The organism is Ruegeria sp. BHSC276 (assembly GCF_059612945.1).
The window spans coordinates 64,313-88,662 of the sequence record NZ_JBXWRP010000010.1 but is presented as its reverse complement, the minus strand read 5'-3'; the positions used below and the strand labels follow the sequence as shown (position 1 = coordinate 88,662).

Annotated in this window: 31 protein-coding genes; 11 read left to right on the top strand and 20 right to left on the bottom strand. The window is 64.5% G+C overall.

Annotated features, from left to right (window positions below; genetic code table 11):
• Positions 1–30: 30 nt before the first annotated feature.
• Together AC2FMD_RS16180 and AC2FMD_RS16175 are read left to right on the top strand one after the other, a co-directional pair.
• Positions 31–234 carry a hypothetical protein gene (locus tag AC2FMD_RS16180; RefSeq protein WP_496741963.1) on the top strand — a complete coding sequence of 68 codons (204 nt, stop codon included), beginning with the start codon at positions 31–33 and terminating at the stop codon, positions 232–234.
• A complete protein-coding gene (locus tag AC2FMD_RS16175) occupies positions 206–622 on the top strand; it encodes a hypothetical protein (protein ID WP_496741965.1) in 417 nt (138 codons plus the stop codon). Before AC2FMD_RS16180 ends, AC2FMD_RS16175 begins: the two co-directional genes overlap by 29 nt.
• A gap of 9 nt (positions 623–631) precedes the next feature.
• Here AC2FMD_RS16175 and AC2FMD_RS16170 read toward each other — a convergent pair whose 3' ends face one another.
• Genes AC2FMD_RS16170 through def (AC2FMD_RS16150) form a run of 5 tightly spaced genes read right to left on the bottom strand, consistent with a single transcriptional unit; the run spans position 632 to position 3,042 of the window.
• On the bottom strand, positions 632–868 hold the full coding sequence (locus AC2FMD_RS16170; RefSeq protein WP_149776373.1) for a GlsB/YeaQ/YmgE family stress response membrane protein: 237 nt from the start codon (positions 866–868) through the stop codon (positions 632–634).
• Between the two features lies 1 nt (position 869).
• Positions 870–1,106, bottom strand: coding sequence for a hypothetical protein (locus tag AC2FMD_RS16165; RefSeq protein WP_005981317.1), 237 nt, complete (start codon positions 1,104–1,106; stop codon positions 870–872).
• On the bottom strand, positions 1,106–2,026 hold the full coding sequence (gene fmt / locus AC2FMD_RS16160; protein ID WP_496795245.1) for a methionyl-tRNA formyltransferase: 921 nt from the start codon (positions 2,024–2,026) through the stop codon (positions 1,106–1,108). Before fmt ends, AC2FMD_RS16165 begins: the two co-directional genes overlap by 1 nt.
• A gap of 6 nt (positions 2,027–2,032) precedes the next feature.
• Positions 2,033–2,527 (bottom strand): peptide deformylase, encoded by a 495-nt coding sequence (def, locus tag AC2FMD_RS16155; RefSeq protein WP_496795244.1) that lies wholly within the window; start codon positions 2,525–2,527, stop codon positions 2,033–2,035.
• Positions 2,524–3,042: a peptide deformylase gene (gene def, locus AC2FMD_RS16150; RefSeq protein WP_170361514.1), complete on the bottom strand. Its 519-nt coding sequence runs from the start codon at positions 3,040–3,042 to the stop codon at positions 2,524–2,526. Before def (AC2FMD_RS16150) ends, def (AC2FMD_RS16155) begins: the two co-directional genes overlap by 4 nt.
• Positions 3,043–3,136: 94 nt before the next feature.
• Between def (AC2FMD_RS16150) and AC2FMD_RS16145 the strand changes: the two genes are divergently transcribed.
• On the top strand, positions 3,137–4,309 hold the full coding sequence (locus AC2FMD_RS16145) for a MalY/PatB family protein (protein ID WP_496741971.1): 1,173 nt from the start codon (positions 3,137–3,139) through the stop codon (positions 4,307–4,309).
• Positions 4,310–4,320: 11 nt separating this feature from the next.
• Here the strand turns inward: AC2FMD_RS16145 and AC2FMD_RS16140 are convergent, their stop codons facing one another.
• The gene (locus tag AC2FMD_RS16140; RefSeq protein ID WP_496679319.1) at positions 4,321–4,674 is read right to left on the bottom strand and encodes a hypothetical protein; all 354 of its coding nucleotides are present in this window, start codon (positions 4,672–4,674) and stop codon (positions 4,321–4,323) included.
• A 181-nt stretch (positions 4,675–4,855) separates the two neighbouring features.
• Here AC2FMD_RS16140 and AC2FMD_RS16135 point away from each other — a divergent pair, with 181 nt between their 5' ends.
• Positions 4,856–5,845, top strand: a complete 990-nt coding sequence (locus AC2FMD_RS16135; RefSeq protein ID WP_496741973.1) for a glutathione S-transferase family protein — start codon at positions 4,856–4,858, stop codon at positions 5,843–5,845.
• On the opposite strand, the gene AC2FMD_RS16130 is transcribed toward AC2FMD_RS16135, so the two are convergent.
• A complete protein-coding gene (locus AC2FMD_RS16130; protein WP_490359939.1) occupies positions 5,827–6,189 on the bottom strand; it encodes a response regulator in 363 nt (120 codons plus the stop codon). The two genes, AC2FMD_RS16135 and AC2FMD_RS16130, sit on opposite strands and share 19 nt — an antisense overlap.
• Before the next feature lie 181 nt (positions 6,190–6,370).
• Here AC2FMD_RS16130 and AC2FMD_RS16125 point away from each other — a divergent pair, with 181 nt between their 5' ends.
• From AC2FMD_RS16125 to AC2FMD_RS16110, 4 genes are all read left to right on the top strand, one after another.
• A complete protein-coding gene (locus tag AC2FMD_RS16125) occupies positions 6,371–7,336 on the top strand; it encodes a threonine-phosphate decarboxylase (protein ID WP_496795243.1) in 966 nt (321 codons plus the stop codon).
• Positions 7,333–8,253, top strand: coding sequence for an adenosylcobinamide-phosphate synthase CbiB (cbiB, locus tag AC2FMD_RS16120; protein ID WP_496741977.1), 921 nt, complete (start codon positions 7,333–7,335; stop codon positions 8,251–8,253). Before AC2FMD_RS16125 ends, cbiB begins: the two co-directional genes overlap by 4 nt.
• Positions 8,254–8,267: 14 nt before the next feature.
• Positions 8,268–9,431: a lytic murein transglycosylase gene (locus tag AC2FMD_RS16115; protein ID WP_496741979.1), complete on the top strand. Its 1,164-nt coding sequence runs from the start codon at positions 8,268–8,270 to the stop codon at positions 9,429–9,431.
• A gap of 470 nt (positions 9,432–9,901) precedes the next feature.
• On the top strand, positions 9,902–10,435 hold the full coding sequence (locus tag AC2FMD_RS16110; RefSeq protein ID WP_496679326.1) for an extensin-like domain-containing protein: 534 nt from the start codon (positions 9,902–9,904) through the stop codon (positions 10,433–10,435).
• 73 nt (positions 10,436–10,508) lie between these two features.
• Here AC2FMD_RS16110 and AC2FMD_RS16105 read toward each other — a convergent pair whose 3' ends face one another.
• From AC2FMD_RS16105 to AC2FMD_RS16090, 4 genes are all read right to left on the bottom strand, one after another.
• Positions 10,509–10,868: a hypothetical protein gene (locus tag AC2FMD_RS16105; RefSeq protein ID WP_496711211.1), complete on the bottom strand. Its 360-nt coding sequence runs from the start codon at positions 10,866–10,868 to the stop codon at positions 10,509–10,511.
• Positions 10,869–10,922: 54 nt separating this feature from the next.
• Complete coding sequence (locus tag AC2FMD_RS16100) at positions 10,923–14,378, bottom strand: chromosome segregation SMC family protein (RefSeq protein WP_496741981.1); 3,456 nt, start codon at positions 14,376–14,378, stop codon at positions 10,923–10,925.
• Between the two features lie 137 nt (positions 14,379–14,515).
• Positions 14,516–14,920 (bottom strand): hypothetical protein, encoded by a 405-nt coding sequence (locus AC2FMD_RS16095; RefSeq protein WP_496741983.1) that lies wholly within the window; start codon positions 14,918–14,920, stop codon positions 14,516–14,518.
• Positions 14,921–14,964: 44 nt separating this feature from the next.
• A complete protein-coding gene (locus AC2FMD_RS16090; protein ID WP_496741985.1) occupies positions 14,965–16,158 on the bottom strand; it encodes an aminotransferase-like domain-containing protein in 1,194 nt (397 codons plus the stop codon).
• Positions 16,159–16,317: 159 nt separating this feature from the next.
• On the opposite strand from AC2FMD_RS16090, the gene AC2FMD_RS16085 reads away from it, so the two are divergent.
• Positions 16,318–17,088 (top strand): FCD domain-containing protein, encoded by a 771-nt coding sequence (locus AC2FMD_RS16085; RefSeq protein WP_496711208.1) that lies wholly within the window; start codon positions 16,318–16,320, stop codon positions 17,086–17,088.
• A gap of 10 nt (positions 17,089–17,098) precedes the next feature.
• Here the strand turns inward: AC2FMD_RS16085 and AC2FMD_RS16080 are convergent, their stop codons facing one another.
• The 6 genes from AC2FMD_RS16080 to AC2FMD_RS16055 form a co-directional block, all read right to left on the bottom strand.
• On the bottom strand, positions 17,099–17,959 hold the full coding sequence (locus tag AC2FMD_RS16080) for a glycosyltransferase family 2 protein (RefSeq protein ID WP_496741987.1): 861 nt from the start codon (positions 17,957–17,959) through the stop codon (positions 17,099–17,101).
• Positions 17,960–18,128: 169 nt separating this feature from the next.
• Positions 18,129–18,689, bottom strand: coding sequence for a F0F1 ATP synthase subunit B (locus tag AC2FMD_RS16075; protein ID WP_496688765.1), 561 nt, complete (start codon positions 18,687–18,689; stop codon positions 18,129–18,131).
• A gap of 5 nt (positions 18,690–18,694) precedes the next feature.
• Positions 18,695–19,240 (bottom strand): F0F1 ATP synthase subunit B', encoded by a 546-nt coding sequence (locus AC2FMD_RS16070; protein ID WP_496741989.1) that lies wholly within the window; start codon positions 19,238–19,240, stop codon positions 18,695–18,697.
• 86 nt (positions 19,241–19,326) lie between these two features.
• Entirely contained in the window at positions 19,327–19,551 is a 225-nt protein-coding gene (locus tag AC2FMD_RS16065) for a F0F1 ATP synthase subunit C (protein ID WP_005981269.1), read from the bottom strand.
• Between the two features lie 69 nt (positions 19,552–19,620).
• Positions 19,621–20,409 (bottom strand): F0F1 ATP synthase subunit A, encoded by a 789-nt coding sequence (locus AC2FMD_RS16060; RefSeq protein ID WP_496741991.1) that lies wholly within the window; start codon positions 20,407–20,409, stop codon positions 19,621–19,623.
• Positions 20,410–20,411: 2 nt separating this feature from the next.
• Entirely contained in the window at positions 20,412–20,744 is a 333-nt protein-coding gene (locus AC2FMD_RS16055) for an AtpZ/AtpI family protein (protein ID WP_490359927.1), read from the bottom strand.
• 231 nt (positions 20,745–20,975) lie between these two features.
• On the opposite strand from AC2FMD_RS16055, the gene AC2FMD_RS16050 reads away from it, so the two are divergent.
• Entirely contained in the window at positions 20,976–21,311 is a 336-nt protein-coding gene (locus AC2FMD_RS16050) for an ArsR/SmtB family transcription factor (RefSeq protein WP_496679344.1), read from the top strand.
• Here the strand turns inward: AC2FMD_RS16050 and AC2FMD_RS16045 are convergent.
• The 3 genes from AC2FMD_RS16045 to AC2FMD_RS16035 form a co-directional block, all read right to left on the bottom strand.
• Positions 21,308–21,721 carry a universal stress protein gene (locus AC2FMD_RS16045; RefSeq protein ID WP_496688760.1) on the bottom strand — a complete coding sequence of 138 codons (414 nt, stop codon included), beginning with the start codon at positions 21,719–21,721 and terminating at the stop codon, positions 21,308–21,310. The genes AC2FMD_RS16050 and AC2FMD_RS16045 overlap by 4 nt on opposite strands.
• Before the next feature lie 76 nt (positions 21,722–21,797).
• On the bottom strand, positions 21,798–22,712 hold the full coding sequence (locus AC2FMD_RS16040) for a DMT family transporter (protein ID WP_496679347.1): 915 nt from the start codon (positions 22,710–22,712) through the stop codon (positions 21,798–21,800).
• Complete coding sequence (locus AC2FMD_RS16035) at positions 22,709–23,587, bottom strand: LysR family transcriptional regulator (protein ID WP_170367906.1); 879 nt, start codon at positions 23,585–23,587, stop codon at positions 22,709–22,711. Before AC2FMD_RS16035 ends, AC2FMD_RS16040 begins: the two co-directional genes overlap by 4 nt.
• 121 nt (positions 23,588–23,708) lie before the next feature.
• On the opposite strand from AC2FMD_RS16035, the gene AC2FMD_RS16030 reads away from it, so the two are divergent.
• The gene (locus tag AC2FMD_RS16030) at positions 23,709–24,290 is read left to right on the top strand and encodes an FMN-dependent NADH-azoreductase (protein WP_496741993.1); all 582 of its coding nucleotides are present in this window, start codon (positions 23,709–23,711) and stop codon (positions 24,288–24,290) included.
• The last annotated feature ends 60 nt before the right edge of the window (positions 24,291–24,350 follow it).

Here is a 24,350-nt window from a genome sequence, read left to right as displayed (position 1 = left end):
ACAAGGGCAAAAGGCGCAAGGATTCATCCGATGACACGGTTGCTGATCTGCCTGCCCCTGCTGGCTGGATGCGCCGAGGACTACACGCCGCTGAGTTTCGTTGAGCGCGGGGACAAGATCATTGTGACGGGAACGATCGACCACACCTCGCTCAGCGCCTTCGAGGAGGTCATCGCCCATAATCCGGGGTTGCAGGACGCTGGTGTTGCAGAACATCGAAGGGTCGGTGGATGACGACGCCAACGTGATCTTCGGCCGCGTCGTACGGGCCGAAGGGTTCGATACCGTCGTTCCGTCAAACGGTCTGGTGGCATCGGGCGGAACCGATCTGTTTCTGGCGGGCAATCGACGGACCCTGCAACCGGGCGCCTGTGTCGGGGTCCATAGCTGGGCGGGCGGTGGGTTCATAGCCGCAGAGCTGCCGGAAGATCACCCCGAGCATGACAGGTATCTGGACTATTTCCGCGATATCGACGTGGACGAGGATTTCTACTGGTTCACTCTGGATGCGGCTTCGGCCGAGGACATGCACTGGATGACTGCGGGCGAAGCGAACCGGTTCGACATGACAACCCAGCCCGTTCAGCGCCTTGGATCCGCGGACATCTATGACGCGCGCTAGGGCCTCGGGTCAGCGCCGGAAATAGGTCTTCCAGATCCAGATCAGCAGCAGCGCGCCCAGCACCGCGCCGACGAATCCGGGCATCCAACCCATGACCGTCAGCAAGGCACGCATGATCAGCCCGCCCACCACGGCCCCGGCGATACCGATCAGCAGGGTGGTGGGGATGTCCGCCTCGATCCGCATCAGGCGGGTGGCCAGAAATCCGGCTGCGGCTCCGATGACGATCAGGGCAAGGACGGGCATCTCATTTCCTCCAATGCGTGGGCACGATGATCAAGGCCCCCACCGACGAGATCACCGCATCCAGCCCCGGCGGCCCAAAGCTGATGCCGAACATGATGCGGATAAAGTAGAACAGGAACGCCCCGCCCACGCAGATGATGATGGATTGCAGATAACCGTTGTGGGTAAAGCCCGTCACCTCGGACAGATAGCCGACGATGCCGGCAATCACGACGGTGCCCATCATCACCATGAACATCAGGACGTCTCCGAGCTGAGGCGGGTTCCGGCCGGGATCGACCAGCCCCGCAGGAAGGTTTCCGTATCCTGCGCCGCCCTGCCCGCCCGTTGCAAGCGCAGCAGTTCGACCGCGTCGGTGCCGCAGGCCACGCGCAGCGCGTCGTCCAGTACCTCGCCCGGCACGCCCTGCCCATCCGACAGGCGCGAGGCGAGCAGCTTGACGCGCTCGCCCTCGATCTCGGTCCAGGCGCCGGGAAAGGGCGACAGGCCACGGATCTGGCGATCGACCTCGACAGCGGGGCGCGACCAGTCCACGCGGGCCTCGGCCTTGTCGATTTTTGCGGCATAGGTCACGCCGACCTCGGGCTGCGGTTCGGGGGTTAGCTCGGGCAGGCGGTCCAGTGCCTGCACGATCAGATCGGCGCCCATCGCCGACAGGCGGTCATGCAGCTGGGCGGTGGTTTCCTCGGCTCCGATCGGGGTGGCCTGACGCAGCAGAACGGGGCCGGTGTCCAGACCGGCCTCCATCTGCATGATGCAGATGCCGGTCTCGGCATCGCCCGCCATGATCGCACGGTGGATCGGCGCGGCCCCGCGCCAGCGCGGCAGCAGGCTGGCGTGGATGTTCAGGCAGCCATGCCGGGGCGCGTCCAGAATCGGCTGCGGCAGGATCAGCCCATAGGCCACGACCACCGCCACATCGGCCTTCAGCGTGGCAAAGGCTGCCTGTTCCTCGGGCGATTTCAGCGAGGTGGGATGGCGCACCGGCAGGCCTAGCGCCTCGGCGCGGGCATGCACCGGTGTGGGCCGGTCCTTCTTGCCGCGACCGGCCGGGCGCGGGGGCTGGCAATAGACGGCGGCGATCTCATGCCCGGCCTGCACCAGCGCATCCAGCACCGGCACCGAAAACTCGGGCGTTCCCATGAAGATGACGCGCATGCCGCCCTACCCCGCTTTTTTCGCCTTGCGCAGCAGCATGTCGCGTTTGACCTTGCTGAGACGGTCGAAATACATCCGACCGTTCAGATGGTCGATCTGGTGCTGCACGCTGGTGGCTTCGATGCCGACGAAATCGCGCTGGTCGATCTCGCCTTTTTCATTGAGGAATCGGACCGTCACCGCACGCGGACGTTTGATCTTGGCCGACACGCCCGGCAAGTTCGGGCTGGCCTCGTCATGCTCGCGCAGCTCGATCGAGCTGTGCAGAATTTCGGGGTTGGCCAGGCGCACCGCGCGGCCACGCTCGGTCGAGCCATCCACGACCGCCAGCCGCAGCATCACGCCGATCTGGGGCGCCGCCAGGCCGACGCCGGGCATTGCCTCCATCGTGTCGATCATGTCATCCCAGATGGCGCGGATCTCATCGGTGATCTCGGTTACCGGCTCGGCCTTGGCGCGCAGGCGCTTGTCGGGCCACAGCAGGCAGGGACGGACGGTCATGCGCGGGCCAGCTCACGCTTGAGCTTGACCATCTTGCGCGTGATCATCTGCCGTTTCAGCGGCTTGAGATAGTCGATGAACAGCTTGCCGTTCAGGTGGTCGATCTCGTGCTGCACGCAGGTGGCCCAGAGCCCGTCGAAGGTTTCGCGCTGCGCCTTGCCGTTCTTGTCCATCCAGGCAACCTCGACCTCGGCGGGGCGGGTGACCTCGGCGAACTGATCGGGGATCGACAGGCAGCCTTCCTCGTAGACACTGGTCTCATCCGAGGCCGAGATGATCTCGGGGTTGAACATCACCAGCGGGCGGGGGGTGGCGCCTTCCTCCTTGACGCAATCCAGCACGATCAACCGTTCCAGCACGCCGATCTGGGGCGCGGCCAGCCCAATGCCCGGCGCGTCATACATGGTTTCCAGCATGTCGTCGGCCAGCGCGCGCAGCTCGTCCGACAGGTCGTCCACGGGCGCACAGACCTTTTTCAGGCGGGGATCGGGATGGATCAGGATGTTGCGTTTCATGGGGCTGATTTAGGTCATCGCGGGCGCGGCCGCAACGCCCCCCTTGCACCGGGCGAATTTCCCGATAGCTTTCAAGCCAACAAATGGAGCAGACATGACTTTCAACGACCTGATCGACCGCCGGGGCACCTTCAGCTCGAAATGGGACAAGATGGAGCAGCTGTTCGGCGTCTCGCCCGAGGACGGGCTGGCCATGTGGACCGCCGATTCCGACTATGCCACCGCGCCCTGCGTGATCGACGCGGTGCGCCGCGCGGCCGATCACGGGGTGTTCGGCTATTCCTGGCAGCACCCGGCCTATCTGCAGGCGGTGCAGTGGTGGATGCAGAACCGCCACGACTGGGCGATCGAGACCGATTGGGTTCTGACAACACAGGGTCTGGGCAACGCCATCGCGCTGAGCCTCGATGTGTGGAGCGAACCGGGGGACGGAGTGGTGATCTTCACGCCGGTCTACCACGAGTTTGCGCACAAGGTGAACAAGACCGGCCGCCGGGTGGTGGAATGCCCGCTGGTGCGGGCCGGCGATACCTATGAGATCGACCTGGACGACGCACAGTCGCGGCTGGACGGGTCCGAACGGATGTTGATCTGGTGTTCGCCGCAGAACCCGTCCGGGCGGGTTTGGACAGTGGACGAGCTGCGTGCGGTGGCGGCCTTTGCCGAACGCAACGGGCTGATCCTGATCTCGGACGAGATCCATCACGATCTGGTCTATCCGGGCCACAAATTCGTGCCGATGGACGTGGCCGCGCCGGATGCGCGGCCCTGGACGGTGACGCTGACAGCGGCGTCCAAGACCTTCAACATCGCAGGCCAGCGCACCGGCAACATGATCATTCCAGACGACACGCTGAGGGCGCAGATGCGCCACCGGCTGAACACTTTGGACTATGACCCCAGCGCACTTGGCGTGGCCATGATCACCGCGGCCTACACGCCGCAAGGCGCCGAATGGGTGGATGCCCAGATCGACCATCTGAACGGCAACCGTGCGCTGTTCGATGAGACGATTTCCGAGATCCCCGGCCTGTGGTCGATGCCCCTGCAGGCGACCTACTTGGCCTGGGTCGATTTCTCGGGCACCGGAATGAACCATGCCGAATTCGTGCGGCGTCTGCGGCAGGACGCACGGATCGCCACCTCACCCGGGCCAGGTTTTGGCACTGGGGGCGAGACGTTCGAACGCTTCAACCTGGCCACCCAACGCACGCGGGTCGAAGAGGCCTGCACGCGGTTGAAGGCGGCCTTCAGCGATTTGCAGTAGACTTGGCAGGCCTACTCCGCCGGCCCGAGCAGGGCAATCGGGGCGTCGGGGTCACGCGCATAGTCCAGTGGCGCAGTGTCGACATGGGCCGTGCTGCGTTTGAACTCATACCGCATTTCCGGGCCTTCAGTATCTGCCGCAATGATCAGGCACTGATACAGATGCCGCGCTCCGTCATAGATGTCGACCAGCCCGCGCAGGCGCGGCGTGGTATCAGATTCGACCGTGAACCCGTCCTTCCACAATCTGAGGACTCTGTAGGTTTTGTCGCCCACTTCCACCCGCAAACGGCTGGCCTTCTTCAGGGCGGCGATTCGGGCGGCGTCCAATTCCGCGCTGATTTCCTTGGAAACATAGGTACTCATGAAAAACTCCCCCGGTTGCCGATTCCATTCTGACCTCATTTTCGTAAAAATCCAGTGAACTTGGTCGCATGAGCGCGGGCGGCGTTGTGCATCCGCGCAGGGACCTTGCGCGCTGAACCTCATAGGAACGAAGGACTATGCGTCTTATCATTGTGGCCAGACGCAAAGTGGAGGAGCCGGGATGGGCCTTTTGATCGACGGCGTGTGGCACGACAAATGGTATGACACAAAATCCACCGGTGGGGCCTTCAAACGCTCGGCCGCCCAGTTTCGCAACTGGATCACAGCCGACGGCCGCCCCGGCCCGTCGGGCAAGGGCGGGTTCAAGGCCGAAGCCGACCGGTATCACCTTTATGTCAGTCTGGCCTGCCCCTGGGCGCATCGCACGCTGATCTTTCGTCAGCTTAAGGGGCTGCAGGACCTGATCACCGTATCGGTCGTTCATCCCGACATGCTGGAACACGGCTGGACCTTCCAGACGGACGACCACGGCGCCACCGGAGACACGCTCTATGGCCTGGACTATGCCTATCAGGTCTACACCCGCGCCGATCCGCAGTATTCGGGCCGGGTGACGGTACCGATCCTTTGGGACAAGGCGCAACAGACCATCGTGTCGAACGAAAGCTCCGAGATCATCCGCATGTTCAATGCGGCCTTCGACGAAATCACCGGCAACACCGACGACTACTGGCCCGCCGAAATGCGCGACGCGATCGAAGAGGTCAACGCGCGGGTCTATTCAAACGTGAACAACGGTGTCTACAAGTCGGGCTTTGCAACCACGCAAGAGGCCTATGACACGGCCGTGCACCCCCTGTTCGACACGCTGGACTGGCTGGAGGACCGGCTGTCCACGAACCGTTATCTGATGGGGGATCGCCTGACCGAGGCCGACTGGCGCTTGTTCACGACCCTGATCCGGTTTGACCCGGTCTATCACCTGCATTTCAAATGCAACAGAAGGCGGCTGATCGACTATCCCAACCTGTGGGCCTACACGCGCGAGCTGTATCAGTGGCCGGGGGTGGAAGGCACAGTGAACCTGCATCACATCGTGCGGCACTATCACTACAGCCACGACAGCATCAATCCGCACCGGATCATCCCGATCAACCCGGTTCTGGACTATTGGCAGCCGCACGGACGCAATCAGCGCCCCGCTGCGTAGTGTTCGACCATGGCCGCCAGATCCTCGGGCGGCGTGTTGCTCTGGACATAGGCACAGGCGTTCGAACTGTGCGCAAAGATCGACCCGTCCGAGAAGAAGGTGGTATTGGTGACAAAGATCACCCGCGCGTCCGGCCGGCGATAGTTGGCAAAATCCGCCACGGCCAGCGCGCTGCCGGACTCCAGCACCAAATCCAGAATGATGACTTCGAACGGCGTCGCATACAGCGCCAGGATCGCGGTCTCCTGGCTGTCAACCAGCGTTACCTCGGCACCCTGGCGCTCCAGGTGCCGCTGCCACACCCGACCGAGGTCAGGGTTACTCTCAACAATCAAAACTTTCATTTGCAACAACCTTGGCACTTGATACAGTCCGAAGTGCCATCCCCTACGCCCCTGATCCCGCGATTTCGTTAACAAAGTGTTAACGGTCACTTCCACATTTCCAGAACGGGCGGATTCCCTTGTAAATTCGGCGTGAATCCGCTTGAACCTGGGTAAATCGCGCGAACAGGCAAGAAAACGCATGACGGACAGCATCGAGGATTTGAACCCGCGCAGCCGGCGCGACCATGGCGGCGGCCTGGACCAAGCCATCGCCGGCCATGGCGGCGCGCGAGCGGACTGGATCGACCTGTCGACCGGGATCAACCCGCATCCTTATCCTGTGGCGGACCTCATGCCTGAAGACTGGACCGCCCTGCCGGATCACGGGGCCTTTGCCCGGCTCAGCGATGCGGCCCGTCGCTTCTGGGGTGTGCCGAACAGCGCGGCAATCCTGCCCGCGCCGGGCGCCTCGGCCCTGATCGCGCGGATCCCGGCGCTGGCCCCCGTTGGTGCGGTCCAGATCACCACGCCTACCTACAACGAACATGCTGCCGCCTTTGCCGCGCAGGGCTGGAGGGTGCAGCCTGACGGTCCGGCGCCGGCACGGGTGATCGTGCATCCCAACAATCCCGACGGCCGGATCTGGCAGGCCGAGGATGCCGACGCGCCACTGACCGTGATCGACGAAAGCTTTTGCGACGTGACGCCCGAGGCATCTCTGATCCGCCTGTCGGAACGCTCCGGCGTGATCGTTCTGAAAAGCTTTGGCAAGTTCTGGGGTCTTGCGGGCCTGCGACTGGGCTTTGCCATCGGGGACCCCAACCTGATCGCGCGTCTGAACGATCTGATCGGCCCCTGGGCGGTGTCCGGCCTGGCCCTGCGCATCGGCGCGCAGGCCTTGAATGACACAGCCTGGGCCGAGGCCACACGCGCCCGGCTGGTCCGTGATGCGGATCGGCTAGATACGCTGATGACTGGCAAGGGCGCGCATTTGGTCGGCGGCACCACCCTGTTCCGCCTGTATGACGTGGACGATGCCGCCGCCTGGCAGGACCGGCTGGCACAGGCCCATATCTGGAGCCGCATCTTCCCCTATTCCGACCGGTTCCTGCGGCTGGGCCTGCCCCCCGAGCATGGCTGGTTGCGGCTCGAGGCGGCGCTGTGAGCGCCGCGCTGACGCTGGCCCTGGCGATGCTGCTGGACGCCGCATTGGGCGAGCCCGACTGGCTGTGGTCGCGTCTGCGGCACCCGGCGGTGCTGATGGGCAACGCCATCGGCTGGTTGGACCGCCGCCTGAATCACGGCACGCATCGACGCGCCAAGGGCGTGCTCGTCGCCCTTCTGCTGCTCTTGAGCGGCTGGGTGGTCGGTGCGGCGCTGGCGTGGCTTGGCTGGGTGGTCGAGGTCGTAGTCTGTGCGATCCTGTTGGCGCAGAACTCTCTGGTGGCGCATGTCCGCGCCGTGGGCGTCGCACTGCGGCAGTCCCTGCCCGAGGGCCGCGCCACGGTTGCGATGATCGTGTCGCGCGACACCTCGCAGATGACCGAGGCACAGGTGGCGCGCTCGGCCATCGAAAGCGCCGCCGAGAACCTGAGTGATGGGGTGATCGCCCCCGCCTTCTGGTTCTTGCTGGGCGGCCTGCCGGGGTTGCTGGTCTACAAGGCGGTGAACACCGCCGACAGCATGATCGGGTACCGCAACGACACGTACCGAGACTTCGGCTGGGCCGCCGCCCGGCTGGACGATCTGCTGAACCTGATCCCGGCGCGGCTGACTTGCCTGATGATCGTGGCCCTGTCAGGGCAGTGGCGCCAATGGCGGGCCATCGTCGCGGACGCGCGGCGCCACATCTCGCCCAATGCCGGCTGGCCAGAGGCCGCAATGGCCCGCGCGCTGGACGTGGCACTGGCCGGGCCGCGCAGCTATGACGGGCAGATGCGCGATCTGGCCTGGGTCAACGGCGAAGCCCGGCGCTCGATCGGCGCAACGGAGGTTTTCCGCGCATGCAGAATGCTTTGGCAGGTTTGGGGGCTTGCGTTGGCGGGGCTGACGGTGTGGGTTGTTCTGAACACGGTTTTCTGAGGATGGTTTTCGTCATGCGCATTGTCTCGGGCCTTGTGGCCGCTTGCCTGTTCGCTGCCCCGGCCCTTGCACAATGCGGCGGCGGCTTCAGCGCCTTCGTTCGCGGGCTGAAGGCCGAAGCGGTGCAGCAGGGGTTCGATACGGCCACGGTCGATGCGTTCTTCAACGGTGTGCAACAGGACCCCAAGGTGCTGAAGGCCGACCGGGCACAGGGCGTGTTCCAGAAACCGTTCATCGAATTCTCGCGCCGCCTGATCTCGCAGGACCGGATCAGGCGCGGCCAGGCGATGGCGCAGAAATACGACGCCGTGTTCGACCGGATCGAGGCCGAATACGGTGTGTCGCGCGGGGTCCTGCTGGCCTTCTGGGCGTTCGAGACGGATTACGGCGCCTTCCAGGGCGATTTCAACACCCGCAATGCTTTGGTGACGCTGGCCCATGATTGCCGCCGCCCCGAGCTGTTCCGGCCGCAGATCTTCGCCGCGATCGAGCTGTTCCGGAACGGCGATTTCGACCCGAACCGCACCACCGGCGCCTGGGCGGGCGAGATCGGCATGGTGCAGATGCTGCCCCGTGACATTCTGGAAAACGGCGTTGACGGTGATGGCGACGGGCATGTGCAACTGAAAACGTCGGCCCCCGACGCGCTGATGTCCGGGGGCAAGATGCTGTCGCATCTGGGTTGGCAGCCGGGTCAGCCCTGGCTGCAGGAGGTCACCGTGCCCGCACAGATGGACTGGTCGCTGAGCGGGCCGGGCAAACCGCGCCCGGTGTCAGACTGGCAGGCGATGGGTGTGCAGGCGCGTAGCGGGTCGCTGGCCAACCTGCCGGCCTCGCTGATCCTGCCGCAGGGGCGCAAGGGGCCGGCCTTTCTGGCCTATCCAAATTTCGATGTCTATTTCGAGTGGAACCAGAGCTTTGTCTATGTCCTGACCGCGGCCTATTTCGGAACGCGTCTCGAGGGCGCACAAGTCTATGCTGCGGGCAACCCCGATCCGGGCCTGACCGGCGCCCAGATGAAGCAGCTGCAGGCCAAGCTGCATGCGCGCGGGCACGACGTGGGCAAGATCGACGGTATTCTTGGCGCCGGTACGCGGGCCGCAGTTCAGGCCGAGCAGGCCCGGCTGGGCCTGCCCGCAGATGCTTGGCCAACGGTGGATCTGCTGAACCAGCTCTGAGCGGGCGCGGCACAGGAAAGGCCAGTGCGAAGCCAACCGCTCGAACCGGCGGCCCGATGACCGACGGCAGAAAACGGTTGATCCGACGGCGCGGCATCCGCTTAACTTCCAGAGGTGAAAAGTTTCCCGGACCGGATCGCAGGGGCGGACGCGGCGATCCGCACCCGGTGCGGTCCGGCTGCAATCGGGCAAGCACCCTGCTCGGCTGTCTGGAGGTTGGTGTGATCCGTGTTCTGAGTGTTCTGCTGTGTCTTGGTGTCGGGCCGGCATTCGCCGCCCCCAACTGCGCCGAGGGTCCGGTACCCAACTTGCAAGGATTTGACATTCCCGCGCCGCCTGATCCCGGCGACACCGCGCAGCCTGCAGCAGTCGTTGTACCCTCTGACATTGTCCGCACGCCCGTCGCCGTCTCGCCCCGCCCTGCCTTACGACCGTGCAAGTTTTCCAAGATCGGAGAGGGCCGCCAGCGCATGCGCGAACGTGGCGCCTTGTGCGATGACTGGACCATCGTTGGCGAACCTCGGAGACGCTTCGCCGGAACGTACCGGGGCTGCGGCATCGGCCGCCCGGTTCAGGTCCACAGCATGTCGGACATCCGACTGAGCCAGAAGGCGTTGATGGATTGCCGAACGGCAATCACCCTCAATACATGGATCGAGACCATGGCCAAACCGGCCTTTGCAGATCTGGGCGGCGGATTGGACGAGGTCCGGCTTGTCGGACACTATTCCTGCCGGACGCAGAACAACCACCGCTATGCGCCTTTGTCCGAACATGCGCGCGGTCGGGCCGTAGACATTTCGGCGTTTCAACTCAGGGATGGCACGATCGTGTCCGTGCGGGATGGGTGGAATACACTGGAATTCGGCCCCATTCTACGCCGCCTACATCGTGAAGCCTGCGGGCTGTTCGGTACCGTGCTCGGCCCGGCGGCGGACAAGTACCACCGTGATCACTTCCACTTCGACACGGCACAGCGCCGCAAGGGGGCGCTGTGCCGCTAGCATCCGGCCAAAGCCATGCACTGCCAGGCTCCACGCATCGGGGCAGAGCCCGATGGATCTGAATGCCATGACATCAAGGCCGCACCGGAAATCGTTCGCCTTTTTCGGTGATCAGGATCAGCCGGTCTTTGTTGCGCACATACAGATCGCAGCGGTCGAACCCATTTCGATACTGCACACAGATGCTGCCATCAGCGGCGATGCTGTAGGTCCCGAAGGCCGTTCCGCCGCCATTGGCCGCTGAATAGGTATAGGAATAAGACCCACCGGCCGAGTATTTCGACTGACCGTCGTCATGGAAGGTCAGCGTGCGGCCTGCCAACGCATCCAGTTCAGCGGGGCTCAAGGGGACGTCGCCGGGGCGGGTGGCCCATTCGGCAGCCCAGAGCGGCGAGGCGGCGCAAGCCGCGGCGATCAGCAACAGATGTTTCATGCGGCCAGCCTAGCCCGGTCCGGCACGATCGCGGAATAACGTTGCGGTGAGCGGTCAGGCGACCATCTGCTCGGCCTTCTTCAGATCGACCGAGACCAGCTGGCTGACGCCCTGTTCCTGCATGGTCACGCCGAAGAGACGGTCCATCCTGGCCATGGTCACCGCGTGGTGGGTGATGATTAGGAACCGCGTGTCGGTCTGGCGGCACATCTCGTCCAGCAGATCGCAGAACCGGGTCACGTTGGCATCGTCCAGCGGCGCGTCGACCTCGTCCAGCACGCAGATCGGCGCCGGGTTGGCCAGAAACACCCCGAAGATCAGTGCGGTGGCGGTCAGGGTCTGTTCCCCGCCCGACAGCAGGCTGAGCGTCGACAGCTTCTTGCCGGGCGGTTGGCACATGATCTCGAGCCCCGCATCCAGCGGGTCGTCGCTCTCGACCATCACTAGGTTGGCCTCGCCGCCACCGAACAGATGCTTGAACAGCATGGCGAAGTTCGCGTTGACCTGCTCGAATGCGGTCAGCAGGCGCTCGCGGCCCTCACGGTTGAGGCTGGCGATACCGCTGCGCAGCGCCTTGATCGCTTCTTCAAGATCGGATTTCTCGCTGTTGAGCGTGTCGAACTCCTCCTGAACCTCCTTGGCATCCTCCTCGGCGCGCAGGTTCACCGCACCCATCGCGTCGCGCTGGCGCTTGTGGCGGTTCACCTCTGCTTCCAGGGCATCGGCGGCGGGCATGTCGTCAGGGTTCACGTCCAGCTGGTTCAACAGCTGGTTCGGTGTCAGTTGCTGATCCTCGGCGATGCGCTCGGCGGCGGCGGCGACACTTTCCTTGGCCGCCTCGAACCGCGCCTCGGCCGCGGCGCGGGCTTCGCGCGCCTCCGAGGCCTTGCGCTCGGCTTCGCGCTCAGCCAGCACGGCTTCGCGTTGCAGGGTTTCGGCATGGACCAGCTTGTCGGTGGCCTCGGCGCGGCGGGCCTCGGCGGCCTCGATCATCTCTTTCAGCTCTTCGCGCGCCTCGGCGATCTCGGCGGGCGCGGCCATCGCCTCGGTCAGCTCTTCTTCCGAGCTGGCTTTACGCTCGGCCAGCTCGGCGATGCGCTTCTCGGCGGTTTCCAAGCGGTGTTTCCAGCCGCTCAGGTCCTTGGCCACCTCCTGCGCGCGGCGGGTGCGGGCCTCGCCTTCGCGGCGCAGCTCGTCATGGGTCGAGCGGTGCGTCAGCATGGTGATCCGCGCGGCCTCGACCGTCTGCTTGATGTCCTCGACCCGTGCGCGGGCAGTGTCCAGATCGCCCAGCGCGGCCAGCGCGGCCTCGGCCTCGCGCAGCTGGGCGCGGGCCGCCATCGCATCCTGCTTGTGACGGTCGACCGCAAGCGTCAGGTTCTCCAGTTTGCCCTGCGCCAGGTTGCGGTCGGCCTCGGCCCGGCTGAGCGCGCGGGCCGCTTCGGCCATGCGTTGGTCGGCGGCGCGGCGGGCCTCGCGTGCGCGGCGGTCGGCCTCTGTCACCTCGGCCAGTTGTCGCGACAGGGCCTCGTGCGCGGCGCGGGCACCGTCGGCCTGCGCTTCGACCTGCGCCAGCTGCTGTTTCAGCACCTCGAGCTTGTTGAGCTGCTCCAGCCGCAGCGCCGCGGCGCTGGGGGCATCCTCGGCCCAGGCGCGGAACCCGTCCCAGCGCCATAGATCGCCCGAGCGCGACACCAGCCGCTGGCCGGGTTTCAACAAAGGTTGCAGCCGCGCGCCCTGATCCGCGTCGATCAGGCCGATCTGTGCGATGCGACGGCTGAGACGGTCCGGCCCCGATACGTGCAGCGCCAGCGGCTCGGCCCCGTCCGGCAAAGGCTGATCGGCGTCATAGCCCGGCACCTGCACCCAACCCGACGGCCCATCGCCTTCGACCAGCGGGGCGCGGAGGTCATCCGCCAGCGCGGCCCCCAGCGCCTTTTCAAAGCCCGGCTCGACCCGAAGCAGGTCCAGCACCTGTCCGCCCTCGGCGGTATCGCGCTCGACCAGCTTGGCCAGCGCAGTGGTCTCGGCCCGGATCGCCCCCAGCTCGCCCTCGGCCTCAGACCGTTGGGCGCGGGCCTCGGCCTCGCGCGCCTGGGTCTCGCCGCGCAGTTCGTCGGCGGCGGCCAGCGCTTCTTCGGCGGCTTCGGCGGCCTCGCGCGCCTCTTCCTCAACGGCTTGCGCGGCCTCGAACGCTTCGTCGGCGCGGGTCAGCGCGGCGCGGGCCTCGGCAACGGCCGCGCGGGCCTTTTCCTCTTCGGCCTCTGAGCGTGCCAGCGTCTTGCGGCTGTCCTCGACCAGGCGCTGCGCCGATTGGTGACGCGCGACCAGACGAGCGGTGTCCTCGGTCTCCTGCGCCAGCAGATCCTCGCGCTCCTGCAGAACCGCGGCGGCCTCGCGGGCAATTTCGGCGGCTTCGGCCAGCTTGTCGTCATGGCCCTCGGCGGCCTTGGCCAGTTCGCGGGCTTCCCATTCCAGCCGTTCGATCATCTCGCCGGCGTCGCGGTTCAAACCGGTTTCACGCTCAATGTCGCGGCCCAGTTGCTGGATGCGGGCAGTCAGGGTTTCGATGGTCTGGCGCGCGCGGGTTTCCTGATCGGACAGCTGATCGCGCTGCACCTGCTGGCGCTGCAGGACGGCGGCGGCGATGGCCTCCTCCTCGCGCAGCGGCGGCAGGGTTTCTTCGATCTCGGCGCGTTTCGCGCTGGCGGCGCGGGCCTCGGCCTCGGCGCGCGCGGCTTCGGTGATGCGGTCACGCAGACGCTCTTCGGCCTGCTGGCGGGCCATGTCGGCCTCTTTCCAACGGCGATACAGCAACATGCCTTCGGCTTGGCGCAATTGCTCGCCGATCTCGCGATACCGCGCGGCCTGACGGGCCTGGCGCGCCAGCTGCGCCAGCTGCGTGCCCAACTGTTCCAGAACGTCATCGACGCGGGTCAGGTTGGCCTCGGTGCCTTTGAGCTTCAGTTCGGCCTCATGCCGGCGCTGGTATAGGCCCGAGATACCGGCGGCCTCTTCCAGAATGCGGCGGCGAGCGCGGGGTTTGGCGTTGATCAGCTCGGCGATCCGGTTCTGCCCCACCAGCGCGGGCGAATGCGCGCCGGTCGAAGCATCGGCGAACAGCATCTGCACGTCGCGGGCGCGCACGTCTTTGCCGTTGGCCTTGTAGGCGCTGCCCACGTCGCGGGTGATGCGGCGCACGATTTCGATCTGATCGCTGTCGTTGAACCCGGCCGGAGCCAGACGTTCCGAGTTGTCCATGGTCAGGACGACCTCGGCGAAGTTGCGCGCCGGACGGGTGGCGGCACCGGCAAAGATCACGTCCTCCATCGCACCGCCGCGCATCGATTTGGGGCGGTTCTCGCCCATCACCCAACGCAGCGCCTCGAGCAGGTTGGACTTGCCGCAGCCGTTGGGCCCCACAACACCGGTCAACCCGTCCGCGATGATCAGATCGGTCGGATCGACAAAGCTTTTGAAGCCGGTGAGTTTGAGTTTGGTAAAGCGCAAAGGCCGGTTTCCATGATTCCCGTTCCTTCAAAGTCTGGACAAGGGAATGGCCGCGAGTCAACGAAGTTGCGCAGGATATGGGATATTGGGCCAAGTTATCCACAATATCTTGCTGATTTGGGCGGAATTGCGCGGAGTCAATAAGGCGAACACTCGAACACCTGGTATCCGGTGTCCGATCCGCTGTCATGGGTTCCGAAGTCGATGCATTCATAGTTGGTCGGCGTGACCGCAGCCAGCAACAGCCGGTCCGACGCCCTGCGGTCACAGGCGAGAATGCCCACGGTCACTGCCGCATCGCCGAGCACGTCGGCGACCGGACAGCCCGAGACCTGCGCCATGGCCAACGCGGCCCGATCCCGGATCGACCCTAGCCGCGGGGCATATTGGCAGTTGATGCGGACCGCCTCGGCCAGGTCACCGCGCCGGCGCACGTCGAACACACTGCCGTTTATGGCCACGCGGGTTGCGGGCAGGTCACGGAAATGGGGCGTGCCGGCCGAGCAGCCGGCCAGCAACAGCAAGGCGAGGAACCGGATCATGCCGCAGCTTTGCGGCAAAATGGTTAACGAAAGCTTTCCCGAACTTACCCGCGCAGGACCGTGCCCAACCGGGCAATGCCCTCGGCAATCCTGGCCTCGTCCGAGTTGGAGAAACTCAGCCGGATCGTATTGGCGCCGCTGCCATCTGGGTGAAAGGCCTGTCCGGGCACAAAGGCGACCTTGACCGTCTCAAGCGCGCGGGCCAGTAGCTGTGCGCCATCCGAGCCGGGCAGCAGGGTCAGCCAGATGAACATGCCACCCTCGGGCCGGGTCCATTGCACGCCTTCGGGCATGTGCCGTTCCAACGCCGCCAGCATCGCGTCGCGGCGCGCGCGGTAGGTTGCGCGCACTTTCGGGATGTGGCTGTCAAAACAGGTTTGGGCCACCTGGTGAACAGCCATCTGGTTGATGGTGGCCGAATGCAGGTCGGCGGCCTGTTTCATCAACACAAGCTGCGAGATGACGGGCCGCGCCGCCACGACCCAGCCAACTCGCAACCCGGGCGACAGAGTCTTGGAAAAACTGCCGCAATAGATGGTTCGGCACGCTTGCAGATCGCCCTTTCGCTCCAGTTCCAGCGCAAGGATCGGTGGAATCGCCTGCCCGTCATAGCGCAGGGCCTGATAGGCACCGTCCTCGATTAGGGCGCAGTCCAACTCCTCGGCCAAATCCAGAAGGGCCTCACGCCCCCGCCGATCGACTGTCTCGCCGGTCGGGTTGGCAAAGTCGGGCGACAGATAGGCGTATTTGACCGCCCCCGGCCCCGCCGCGGCCCGATATTGCGCCGCGCCCGCGTTGCCGCCTGCGCGCAACCGGTCAAAGCGCGGTTCATAGGCGTTGAAGGCCGCCAAGGCTCCCAGATATGTCGGCCATCCGACCAGCGCCGTGTCGCCGGGCGACAGGAACAGCTTGCCCAGATAGTCCAGCGCCTGTTGCGAGCCCGAGGTGATCAGAACGTCATCGGGGCCGCAGTCGATGCCGATCAGACGCATGTGGTCGGCGATCCATTCCCGCAACGGCAGGTACCCTTCGGACACGGAATACTGCAGCGCCTGCGCGCCGCTGCCAGCCCCAAACGCCTGTTGGAATGCCTGGGCAAAGGCCTCGGCCGGAAACAGCGCCGGGTCGGGGATACCGCCGGCAAAGGAAATAATGCCGGGTTGATCCAGCAGTTTCAGCAGCTCTCGGATTTCAGACGCCTTCATTCGCTTGGCGCGCGTGGCAAATAGCTGATGCATGGGCCGAGCCTCCTCCGCTGGGTCGGACCGACGCTATGACCTCCGCGCTTAAAGTCAATAATGCTGACCTATTGTTTCAGGCAATGTGATCGCCGCCCGTTCTTGCGCAGGCCGGGCTTGTGTGGTCATATGATTTGACCAATTTCCAGCGATGTTCCGATGCCCTTTCAGAAAGTCCAGACCGAGAAACTGTCCCTGGCCGTCGTCAAACAGATCGAGCTGCTGATCCTGCGCGGGATCCTGCGCCCCGGTGAACGCCTGCCGCCCGAGCGCGAACTGGCCGACCGACTGGGCGTATCGCGCCCGTCGCTGCGCGAGGCGATCTCGCAACTGCAGGATCAGGGCCTGCTGTCTGCCAAGGCCGGGTCGGGCATCTATGTGGCCGAGGTTTTGGGCTCGGCCTTTTCTCCGGCGCTGATCCGTCTGTTCAGCAGCCATGACGAGGCCGTGTTCGATTACCTTTCCTTCCGGCGCGACATGGAAGGTTTGGCGGCCGAACGCGCCGCGCGTCTGGGCTCGGACAGCGACCTGAAGGTGATCCAAGCGATTTTCGACAAGATGGAGGCCGCCCATGCCCGCAACGCGGCCGATGACGAGGCCCATCTGGACGCGCAATTCCACATGGCGATCATCGAAGCCAGCCACAACGTGGTGATGCTGCACATGATGCGGTCGATGTTCGATCTGTTGCGGCAGGGCGTGTTCTACAACCGCCAGATCATGTTCCACCAGCGCACCACGCGCGACGCAATCCTGAACCAGCACAGGGCAATCAACACAGCCCTTCAGGCCCGCGACCCCGAGGCCGCCCGACAGGCAGTGGAACAGCACCTGAGCTTCGTCGAACGCTGCATGCAGGACCAGCAGAAAGCGCAGCGCAACGAACGTATCGCGCGCCAGCGCCTGGAACACGAAACCGCCGGGCGTTAAGCGCCAGATGTCAGATCCGATGCAACTTTCGCATCAGTCTGTGCTTCCACAGCTGGGGTCGCGCAAAAGGCTTGGGGTCGCATTTACGCAGATCGGGAAAGGTCGCTTCGGCCTCTTTGCGGGTCCGCAACTTGAGTGGTTCGTCGAGGATACGGCGGACCAGATCATCCTGCGGCACGACCGAAGCGCGCTCGGCATCGATCACCTCGAGCATTTCGGCATGGTAGGCTTCGATATCTTCCGACCGTTGTCCGTTGCGGAACCTGAACGCGCCAATTTGGTCATGAACGGACAACATCGTTGTATGCTTCGAAAACCTCAGCCACAGTTCTCCGTCCACGGCAAGGCGGAGCGACTCGTTCAACCTACCGCCTGCGACTTCCCACAGGCTGCGGCGCCAGAAAGTCGATTCCTGCTGAATCCATTGATAGTCGGCCGCAAGAAACCGCGTATGGGTCACAAGTCGCGGGCGGTGGATGCTCAAAACCTGATCGGCCTCGTCGATACAGGTCACCCGACCGGTCAACCATTCTACCGAGGAATTGAACGCAAATATCGAGCCCACAAGTGACAGACTTCCGGGCAACAGGACATCGTCCGAGTTGATCCATCCCATCACATCTCCGGTCGACAACGCAAAGCCCCGATTTATTGCGTGGGCTTGTCCGTCATCCGGTTCGGACAGAACCGTAGAGAAGAAATTGCGGTACCTCTCGACGATTTCGAGGGACCCATCCGTACTGCCGCCATCCGAAAGGATCAGTTCGAGGTCTGGATAATTCTGATCGATGACAGACCGAATCGTGCGTTCGAGAAACTCGGCGCAATTGAGGTTCGGGATCACAACGCTGATCCGGGGCAGTCGTGTCATGTGTTACTCGTGGCTCAATCGGGCAAGCCTTGAAACGTGTTAATATGATGAACCTACAGTATCCGATAAAACGGCGAGGGCAAATTCTGCCCCCGCCGAAACTCCTACAACCGTCGAGGAAGTCTGAGACGCGTTCGCCACCAGGCGCCGAGACCGCCTCTGCGCCGGATCAATGCAGTTTCTGCGCCACGGTCGCGATGGCCTCGTCGATCAGTTTGTTGGCCTGGGCCGCGGTCATCTGCTTGGCCAGTACCGACTGCGCGGCGACGACAGCCGCTGCGACGGCCTGATCGCGAACCTCTTTGACCGCTGCGGCCTCAGCCGAGGCGATCTGATCCTGAGCAGCCGCAAGGCGACGGGCAATCGACTTCTCGAGGTCGGCCTTGGCCTGCTCGGCCGCCAGAACGGCGTCTTCCTTGGCAGCAGCCACGATGGCATCAGCCTGGGCCTGCACCTCGCGCTGCTTGCGCTCATACGAGGCCAGCAGGCCGCGCGCTTCTTCGTGCAAGGCGCGGGCTTCGTCCAGTTCGGCCTGGATGCCCTGGGCGCGATTGTCCAGCGCCCCGCCGATCATGCCGGGCACCTTGAAATAGAACAGCACCGCGATGAAGACGATGAAGCCCAGCAACACCACGAAGTCGGTGTTGCCCAGCGAGAAGAACGGGCCGCTTGCGGCAAAGGCCGGGCTGGCGGCGCCCGCAGTCAGGACAAGGGCAAGGATGTTCCGCATGTCACTTATCCTTTCAGCTGTGCTTCGACGGCACCTGCGATGGCGTCGGCATCCGCCTTGCCGCCCAGTGCGGTGACCAGCTCGGCCGCCACGTCCTTGGAAACCACTTGAATGCTTTCCAGCGCTCCGGCCTGGATCTCGGCAATCGCCTTTTCGGACTCGGCCGCCTTGGCCGCGATTTCCGCGTCAGCCTTGGCGATCGCGTCATCCAGATCCGCCTGGATTTCGGCGCGGGCTTCGGCCGCAATCCGCTGCGCCTCGGCACGGGCATCGGCCAGCGCCTTGTTGTAGGCTTCTTCGGCCTCGACCGCTTTGGCCTTCAGGTCTTCGGCCGCGGCCAGGTCGTTGGTAATGGTCCCCTGACGCTCGGCCAGGATCGCCGCGATGCGCGGCAGGGCCACGCGGGACAGAACCAGAAAGATGACGACCAGCGTAACGACGAGCCAGAAGATCTGGTTCGGGAACCAGTCGAAGCAAAGCTGCGGCATCCCGATGGCAGAGCCATGAGAGTCGACGCAGGTTCCTACTGCTCCGGTTGTTTCAGTCGCCATGATGTCCTCCGTCGGAACGTTGTCTTTACAACAGGTGGGCCGCTATGGCTTGGGCCCACCTGCGCGTAAGGATCAGGTTCCGCAGATTATACGGCGAACATCAGCAGCAGCGAGACCAGGAATGCGAAGATCCCCAGGGCTTCTGCGAATGCGATACCGATGAACAGGGTTGCGGTCTGCGAAGCAGCCGCCGAGGGGTTGCGCAGAGCGCCGGCCAGGAAGTTGCCAGCCACGTTGCCCACCCCGATTGCGGCCGCGCCGGAACCGATTGCTGCCAGGCCTGCGCCGATGTGTGCGAGATCGCCTTCCATGATGTATCTCCTTACGAATTGGAAGTTTCGATTTTGGGTTATCGTTCCTGTGCCGGGGTCACGCCCCGATCAGTGATGCGGATGCAGAGCGTCCTTGAGGTAAACACAGGTCAGAATGGTGAATACGTAGGCCTGGATGAAGGCCACCAGGACCTCGAGGCCATACATTGCGGTGATCGCCAGGACCGACACGGGCGAGATCGCGGCGACGGCTGCGAAGCCTGCGAACACCTTGATCACCGCGTGGCCTGCCATGACGTTGCCGGCAAGACGAATGGAGTGGCTGACCGGACGCACGAAATACGAGATCAGTTCGATGATCGCCAGGATTGGGCGGAGGGCCAGCGGTGCGCTCGACACCCAGAACAGGCTGAGGAACCCGGCGCCGTTCTTGACAAAGCCCAGCACGGTCACGGTCAGGAACACCGCCAAGGCAAGCACCACGGTCACGGCGAAATGCGAGGTGGTGGTGAACGACATGGGCAGCAGGCCCAGGAAGTTCGCGGTGACGATGAACATGAACAGCGTCATGACATAGGGGAAGTACTTGACGCCTTCCTTACCGCAGATGTCTTCCAGCATCTTGTAGATGAAGCCATAGGCCAGTTCGGCGATCGACTGCATGCGGGTCGGGACGATGGCGCGCTTCGAAGTGCTCAGCACCAGCAGACCGATGATGGCCAGAACCGCGAAGAACAGCCACAGGGTCACGTTGGTGGGCGTGTACCAGGCGACCGTTTCGCCGCCGAACAGCGGCTTGACGATGAACTGGTCCATGGGATGGAACACCAGGCTGCTGCCTTCTGCTGCGTGTTCTGCGCCTGCGGCGCCGTGTGCTGCGGTGGTCTCGCTTGCCACGTTCAGTCCCTCTCGTCCTTCTCGGCCCTTGTCGCGGCCGCTTGTTTCTCTTGGGCCTCCTGTGCGCTGCGGAGCATGACCTTCACCCCGGCGACGAGACCCAGCAATGTAAACAGCACCAGGAAGATCGGGATCGTCCCGAACAGGCTGTCCAGCCCGTACCCGATGCCAAATCCGATCCCCAGACCGGATACCATCTCGATGACCATCCGCCAGGCCAGTTCGCCCCCGGATATGTCGGCGTCTGCGCGGGCCTGCGGTTGCTTGGCCTTTTTCGCCGCTTCGATCCGCGCCTCAAGCTGCGTCAGGCGCTGCTTTGGGTCGTCATCGGTCACGGGCGGTTTCCTCGCACAGTCTTGGCGCAGTTGCTAAGCGGCACGCGGCGCAGAGTCAACGGCCTTGACGGACCCAATTGCCGCAGCTCAAGACTTTGTTTTTTCATCACTTTTCTCGTATCTGCCAGTCTCACCGTCTGAGCATCGGGTCCGCGTCAGCCCCAAAAGCCCTGAATCCGCATATTCAACCAAATGGTTGACCAAACTTTCCCGCTGTGGTTCAGCGGGGTCATGTCCGATGACCTCGATACCGTCTTTGCGGCCCTGGCCGACCCCACGCGGCGCGCAATTCTGGCGATGCTGCTCGAGGATGACATGGCCGTCACCGACGTGGCCGAGCCGTTCGAGATGTCGCTGGCGGCGATCTCGAAACACCTGACGATTCTGACCCGGGCCGGGCTGATCAGCCAGGAGAAGCGCGGCCGGGTGAAATGGTGCAAGCTGGAACCCGACTCCCTGCGCGCGGCCTCGGTCTGGATGCAAGGGTTCGGGCAGTTCGAACCGGTCAATCTGGACGCGTTCGAGCGGTTCCTGGAAAACCAGTTGTCCGCGGGTGACGAGGCCTAGCGCACCACGAAGACCGACATGCTGGCATGTTTGGCCAGGTATCCGGCATGGCTGGACAGGATGAAATCGGTGATCCGCGGCGCATGGGTGCCGATTACGATCAGGTCGGCGCCGATCTCTTCGGCGGTGCGGGCCAGATCGCCATCGACCTCGGCCGCCACGTCCACCGAATGGATATTGCGGAAATCGACCCCGCCGCCGCTGGCTTGGGACAGCTCGTCCGCCAGATCGGACAGATGATCGTGGATCGCGCTTTCGGTCTGGGTCGGGTCACCGGGCTGGTTGCTGGTGACACTGACGATGGTGATCCGGGCCCCCTGCCATCGGGCGACTTGGGCCGCAACCTCGGCGGCTTTGCGCACTTCGGGCGGCAAGTGCAGATCGACGGGAAACATGATGTGCTTGAACATGGGACACCTCCTTGACCTTGTATCAGCCTAGCCGAGCCGCGCGGTCTGCCCCTTGATCTGCCTCAACAGGTAGGCGTCAGCGCGCCACGGGCTGCCGGTCGGCGCGTCGCAGATCGTCGCCCTTCAGCAGCAGCACAAGGGCCAGGATCGTCAGCCCGATTCCCACCAGCACCAAAAGGTCCGGCGCCGGCTGGCCCAGTGCGATCTGCCAGATGATCACCCAGCTTGGCGTCAGGTAGGTATAGGCCATGACCTTGGCCGATGGCAGCAGCAGCGTTGCATATTGCAACAGAACGAAGGTGGCCGCGCTGGCGCAGATGGCGACATAGAGCAGGCCGATCCAGACGATCGCCGGCAGGTTGGCCCAGTCGGTCGCGCGGATGTCGGACCAGCCGAACACCGTCAGCACCGCGCACCCGGCCAACAACGTGCCGAAAGTGAACACGACCGGCGGCTCGCCCCGGTTCAGCTTGCGCACCATGGGCGTATAGATCGCATGGGCCACGCAGCCCCAGAAATAGATGATCTCGCCCTGCCCGATCTCGAAGGCGCGAAAGGCCAGCCAATCGGCGCGGAACACCACCCACAGCGCGCCAACCGCGCCCACGCTCAACGCCAGGGCCATGTGCGGGGTGGTGATCTGACGCAGCAACACCCAACCCGCCACCGCCGACAGGATCGGCGTCAGGGTGAACACCGCCGCCGCGCTGACCGGCGGCGCGGTTTTCAGCCCGTAGAACATCAGCACGAAATAGGCCGAGAACAGCCCGCCCAGCACCAGATACCGCCAAGGCGCGCGCGCCGCGCTGCGCGGCAGGCCGGTCGTCATCAGCGCCGCGATGCCGATCACCACGCCGGCAACCGCGAACCGCGCGGCGTTCAGCGCCGCCGGCGCGATCTCGTTGGCAATCATCGAGCCTAGCGAGAAACTGCCCGCCACCAGCGCCGAGAACACCAGCATGGCCAGATGGCCACGCGCCTGCGGGCTCATGGCAGCCAGTCCTTAGCCTGCTCCTTGAGGAATTTCAGGAAGGTCTGCACCTTGTTGGTGCGGTGCAGATCCACATGGGTCACCAGCCACAGATTTCCGGCCCATTCCGGCAGCGGCTCCATCACCTCCTGCAACTGCGGATGGCGGGCGGCCTCCCAGCGGGCCATGAAGCCGATCCCCGCCCCGGCCAGTACCGCCTCGGCCACGGTGAAGTTGTTGGAGCAGCGGAAGGTGATCGCCTCGGCCGGGACATTGGCGCGCAGCCAGCGCGAAAAGGGTGCGCGGCTGTTCTCGTCATCCGCCCCGACGAAGGCGTGGTTGGGGAAATCCTCGACGCCCGCAGGCAGGCCGCGCCGCGCGATGTAGTCCTGACTGGCATACAGCCCCACCTCTTGCGTCATGAAGGGCTGCACAACATTGTCCGGCTGGTCGGGGGCCGCACCGGCGCGGATGGCCACATGCGCCTCGCCATATTCCAGGCGGAACAGGCGGTCGCCGGTCAGATAGCGCACGATCAGGTCGGGATGGTCCTGCTGGAACGCGGTCAGCGTGGGCACCACCAGCGGCGCCAGCGAGGCGAGCGAAGTCACCACCAGCTCGCCCGAGACATCGTCTCCGCGCCCCTTCAGCCGCCCGACCAGCTGGTTGAACTGATCCTCGGTGGCCTGGGCCACACGCAGCAGATCCTCGCCCGCCTCGGTCGGGGTGTAGCCGCGCGCGTGGCGCTGGAACAGCTTGACCTTCAGCCGGGCCTCGATCGCGTCGATATGGCGGATCACCGTGGCGTGGTGCACCCCCAGAACCTCGGCCGCGCCGCTGACCGTGCCCATACGCGCAACCTGATAGGCGGTGCGGACCTCGTCCCAATTGTCCATGACAAAACCAATTCTGTGCAATTTCCAACAATGCCTGTTGAATTATCCCAGTTTCGTTCGCTCACGCAATACTCATATTGGGTTCAGACGCAAAATCCGAAGCCTGAGAAGGACACACACCATGACAAAGACCATCCTGCACATCGACGCCTCGGCCCGCCGCACCGGCTCGGCCACCCGCGACCTGTCGGCCCGCATCGTCCAGCACCTGGGCGCCAACCGCATCATCCGACGCGACCTGGCCACGCCCCTGCCCTTGCTGACCGAGGACTGGATCACCGCAAACTTCACCCCCGCCGATCAACGCGACGCCACCCAGCGCGACCTGCTGGCCCTGTCGGACGAGTTGGTCAAGGAACTGCAGCAGGCCGACACGGTGGTGATCGGGCTGCCGATCTACAATTTCTCAGTCCCCGCCGCCTTCAAGGCCTGGATCGACCTGGTCGCCCGCGCGGGGCTGACGTTCTCGTATACCGAGAATGGCCCCAAGGGCCTGCTGGAGGGCAAGCGCGCCATCCTCGCCATCGCTTCGGGCGGAACCGCCGTGGGGTCCGAGATCGACTTTGCAACCGGATACGCCCGCCATGTTCTGGGCTTCATCGGCATCCACGACGTGGATGTGGTGGCCGCCGACCGCATGGCCCTGGACCCGGAAGCCACGCTGAGCAACGCGCAGAAAGCCGTCGCCGAACTGGCCGCATGATGCAACCGGGCGCCGCCGGTGGCGCCCGGTATTCCACTCTCCGTCAGGCGCGCTCGGACG

Coding starts and splice junctions, on each gene's coding strand:
- AC2FMD_RS16065 (WP_005981269.1), bottom strand. CDS start 19,551: ATGGAAGGCGATCTCGCACACATCGGCGCAGGCCTGGCAGCAATCGGT.
- AC2FMD_RS16145 (WP_496741971.1), top strand. CDS start 3,137: ATGACTTTCAACGACCTGATCGACCGCCGGGGCACCTTCAGCTCGAAA.
- AC2FMD_RS16180 (WP_496741963.1), top strand. CDS start 31: ATGACACGGTTGCTGATCTGCCTGCCCCTGCTGGCTGGATGCGCCGAG.
- AC2FMD_RS16165 (WP_005981317.1), bottom strand. CDS start 1,106: ATGTTCATGGTGATGATGGGCACCGTCGTGATTGCCGGCATCGTCGGC.
- AC2FMD_RS16080 (WP_496741987.1), bottom strand. CDS start 17,959: ATGACACGACTGCCCCGGATCAGCGTTGTGATCCCGAACCTCAATTGC.
- AC2FMD_RS16095 (WP_496741983.1), bottom strand. CDS start 14,920: ATGATCCGGTTCCTCGCCTTGCTGTTGCTGGCCGGCTGCTCGGCCGGC.
- def (WP_170361514.1), bottom strand. CDS start 3,042: ATGAAACGCAACATCCTGATCCATCCCGATCCCCGCCTGAAAAAGGTC.
- AC2FMD_RS16075 (WP_496688765.1), bottom strand. CDS start 18,689: ATGCGGAACATCCTTGCCCTTGTCCTGACTGCGGGCGCCGCCAGCCCG.
- AC2FMD_RS16125 (WP_496795243.1), top strand. CDS start 6,371: ATGACGGACAGCATCGAGGATTTGAACCCGCGCAGCCGGCGCGACCAT.
- AC2FMD_RS16105 (WP_496711211.1), bottom strand. CDS start 10,868: ATGAAACATCTGTTGCTGATCGCCGCGGCTTGCGCCGCCTCGCCGCTC.
- AC2FMD_RS16115 (WP_496741979.1), top strand. CDS start 8,268: ATGCGCATTGTCTCGGGCCTTGTGGCCGCTTGCCTGTTCGCTGCCCCG.
- AC2FMD_RS16110 (WP_496679326.1), top strand. CDS start 9,902: ATGCGCGAACGTGGCGCCTTGTGCGATGACTGGACCATCGTTGGCGAA.
- AC2FMD_RS16050 (WP_496679344.1), top strand. CDS start 20,976: ATGTCCGATGACCTCGATACCGTCTTTGCGGCCCTGGCCGACCCCACG.
- AC2FMD_RS16035 (WP_170367906.1), bottom strand. CDS start 23,587: ATGGACAATTGGGACGAGGTCCGCACCGCCTATCAGGTTGCGCGTATG.
- AC2FMD_RS16130 (WP_490359939.1), bottom strand. CDS start 6,189: ATGAAAGTTTTGATTGTTGAGAGTAACCCTGACCTCGGTCGGGTGTGG.
- AC2FMD_RS16030 (WP_496741993.1), top strand. CDS start 23,709: ATGACAAAGACCATCCTGCACATCGACGCCTCGGCCCGCCGCACCGGC.
- def (WP_496795244.1), bottom strand. CDS start 2,527: ATGACCGTCCGTCCCTGCCTGCTGTGGCCCGACAAGCGCCTGCGCGCC.
- AC2FMD_RS16170 (WP_149776373.1), bottom strand. CDS start 868: ATGCCCGTCCTTGCCCTGATCGTCATCGGAGCCGCAGCCGGATTTCTG.
- AC2FMD_RS16090 (WP_496741985.1), bottom strand. CDS start 16,158: ATGCATCAGCTATTTGCCACGCGCGCCAAGCGAATGAAGGCGTCTGAA.
- fmt (WP_496795245.1), bottom strand. CDS start 2,026: ATGCGCGTCATCTTCATGGGAACGCCCGAGTTTTCGGTGCCGGTGCTG.
- AC2FMD_RS16070 (WP_496741989.1), bottom strand. CDS start 19,240: ATGGCGACTGAAACAACCGGAGCAGTAGGAACCTGCGTCGACTCTCAT.
- AC2FMD_RS16135 (WP_496741973.1), top strand. CDS start 4,856: ATGGGCCTTTTGATCGACGGCGTGTGGCACGACAAATGGTATGACACA.
- AC2FMD_RS16045 (WP_496688760.1), bottom strand. CDS start 21,721: ATGTTCAAGCACATCATGTTTCCCGTCGATCTGCACTTGCCGCCCGAA.
- AC2FMD_RS16085 (WP_496711208.1), top strand. CDS start 16,318: ATGCCCTTTCAGAAAGTCCAGACCGAGAAACTGTCCCTGGCCGTCGTC.
- AC2FMD_RS16140 (WP_496679319.1), bottom strand. CDS start 4,674: ATGAGTACCTATGTTTCCAAGGAAATCAGCGCGGAATTGGACGCCGCC.
- AC2FMD_RS16040 (WP_496679347.1), bottom strand. CDS start 22,712: ATGAGCCCGCAGGCGCGTGGCCATCTGGCCATGCTGGTGTTCTCGGCG.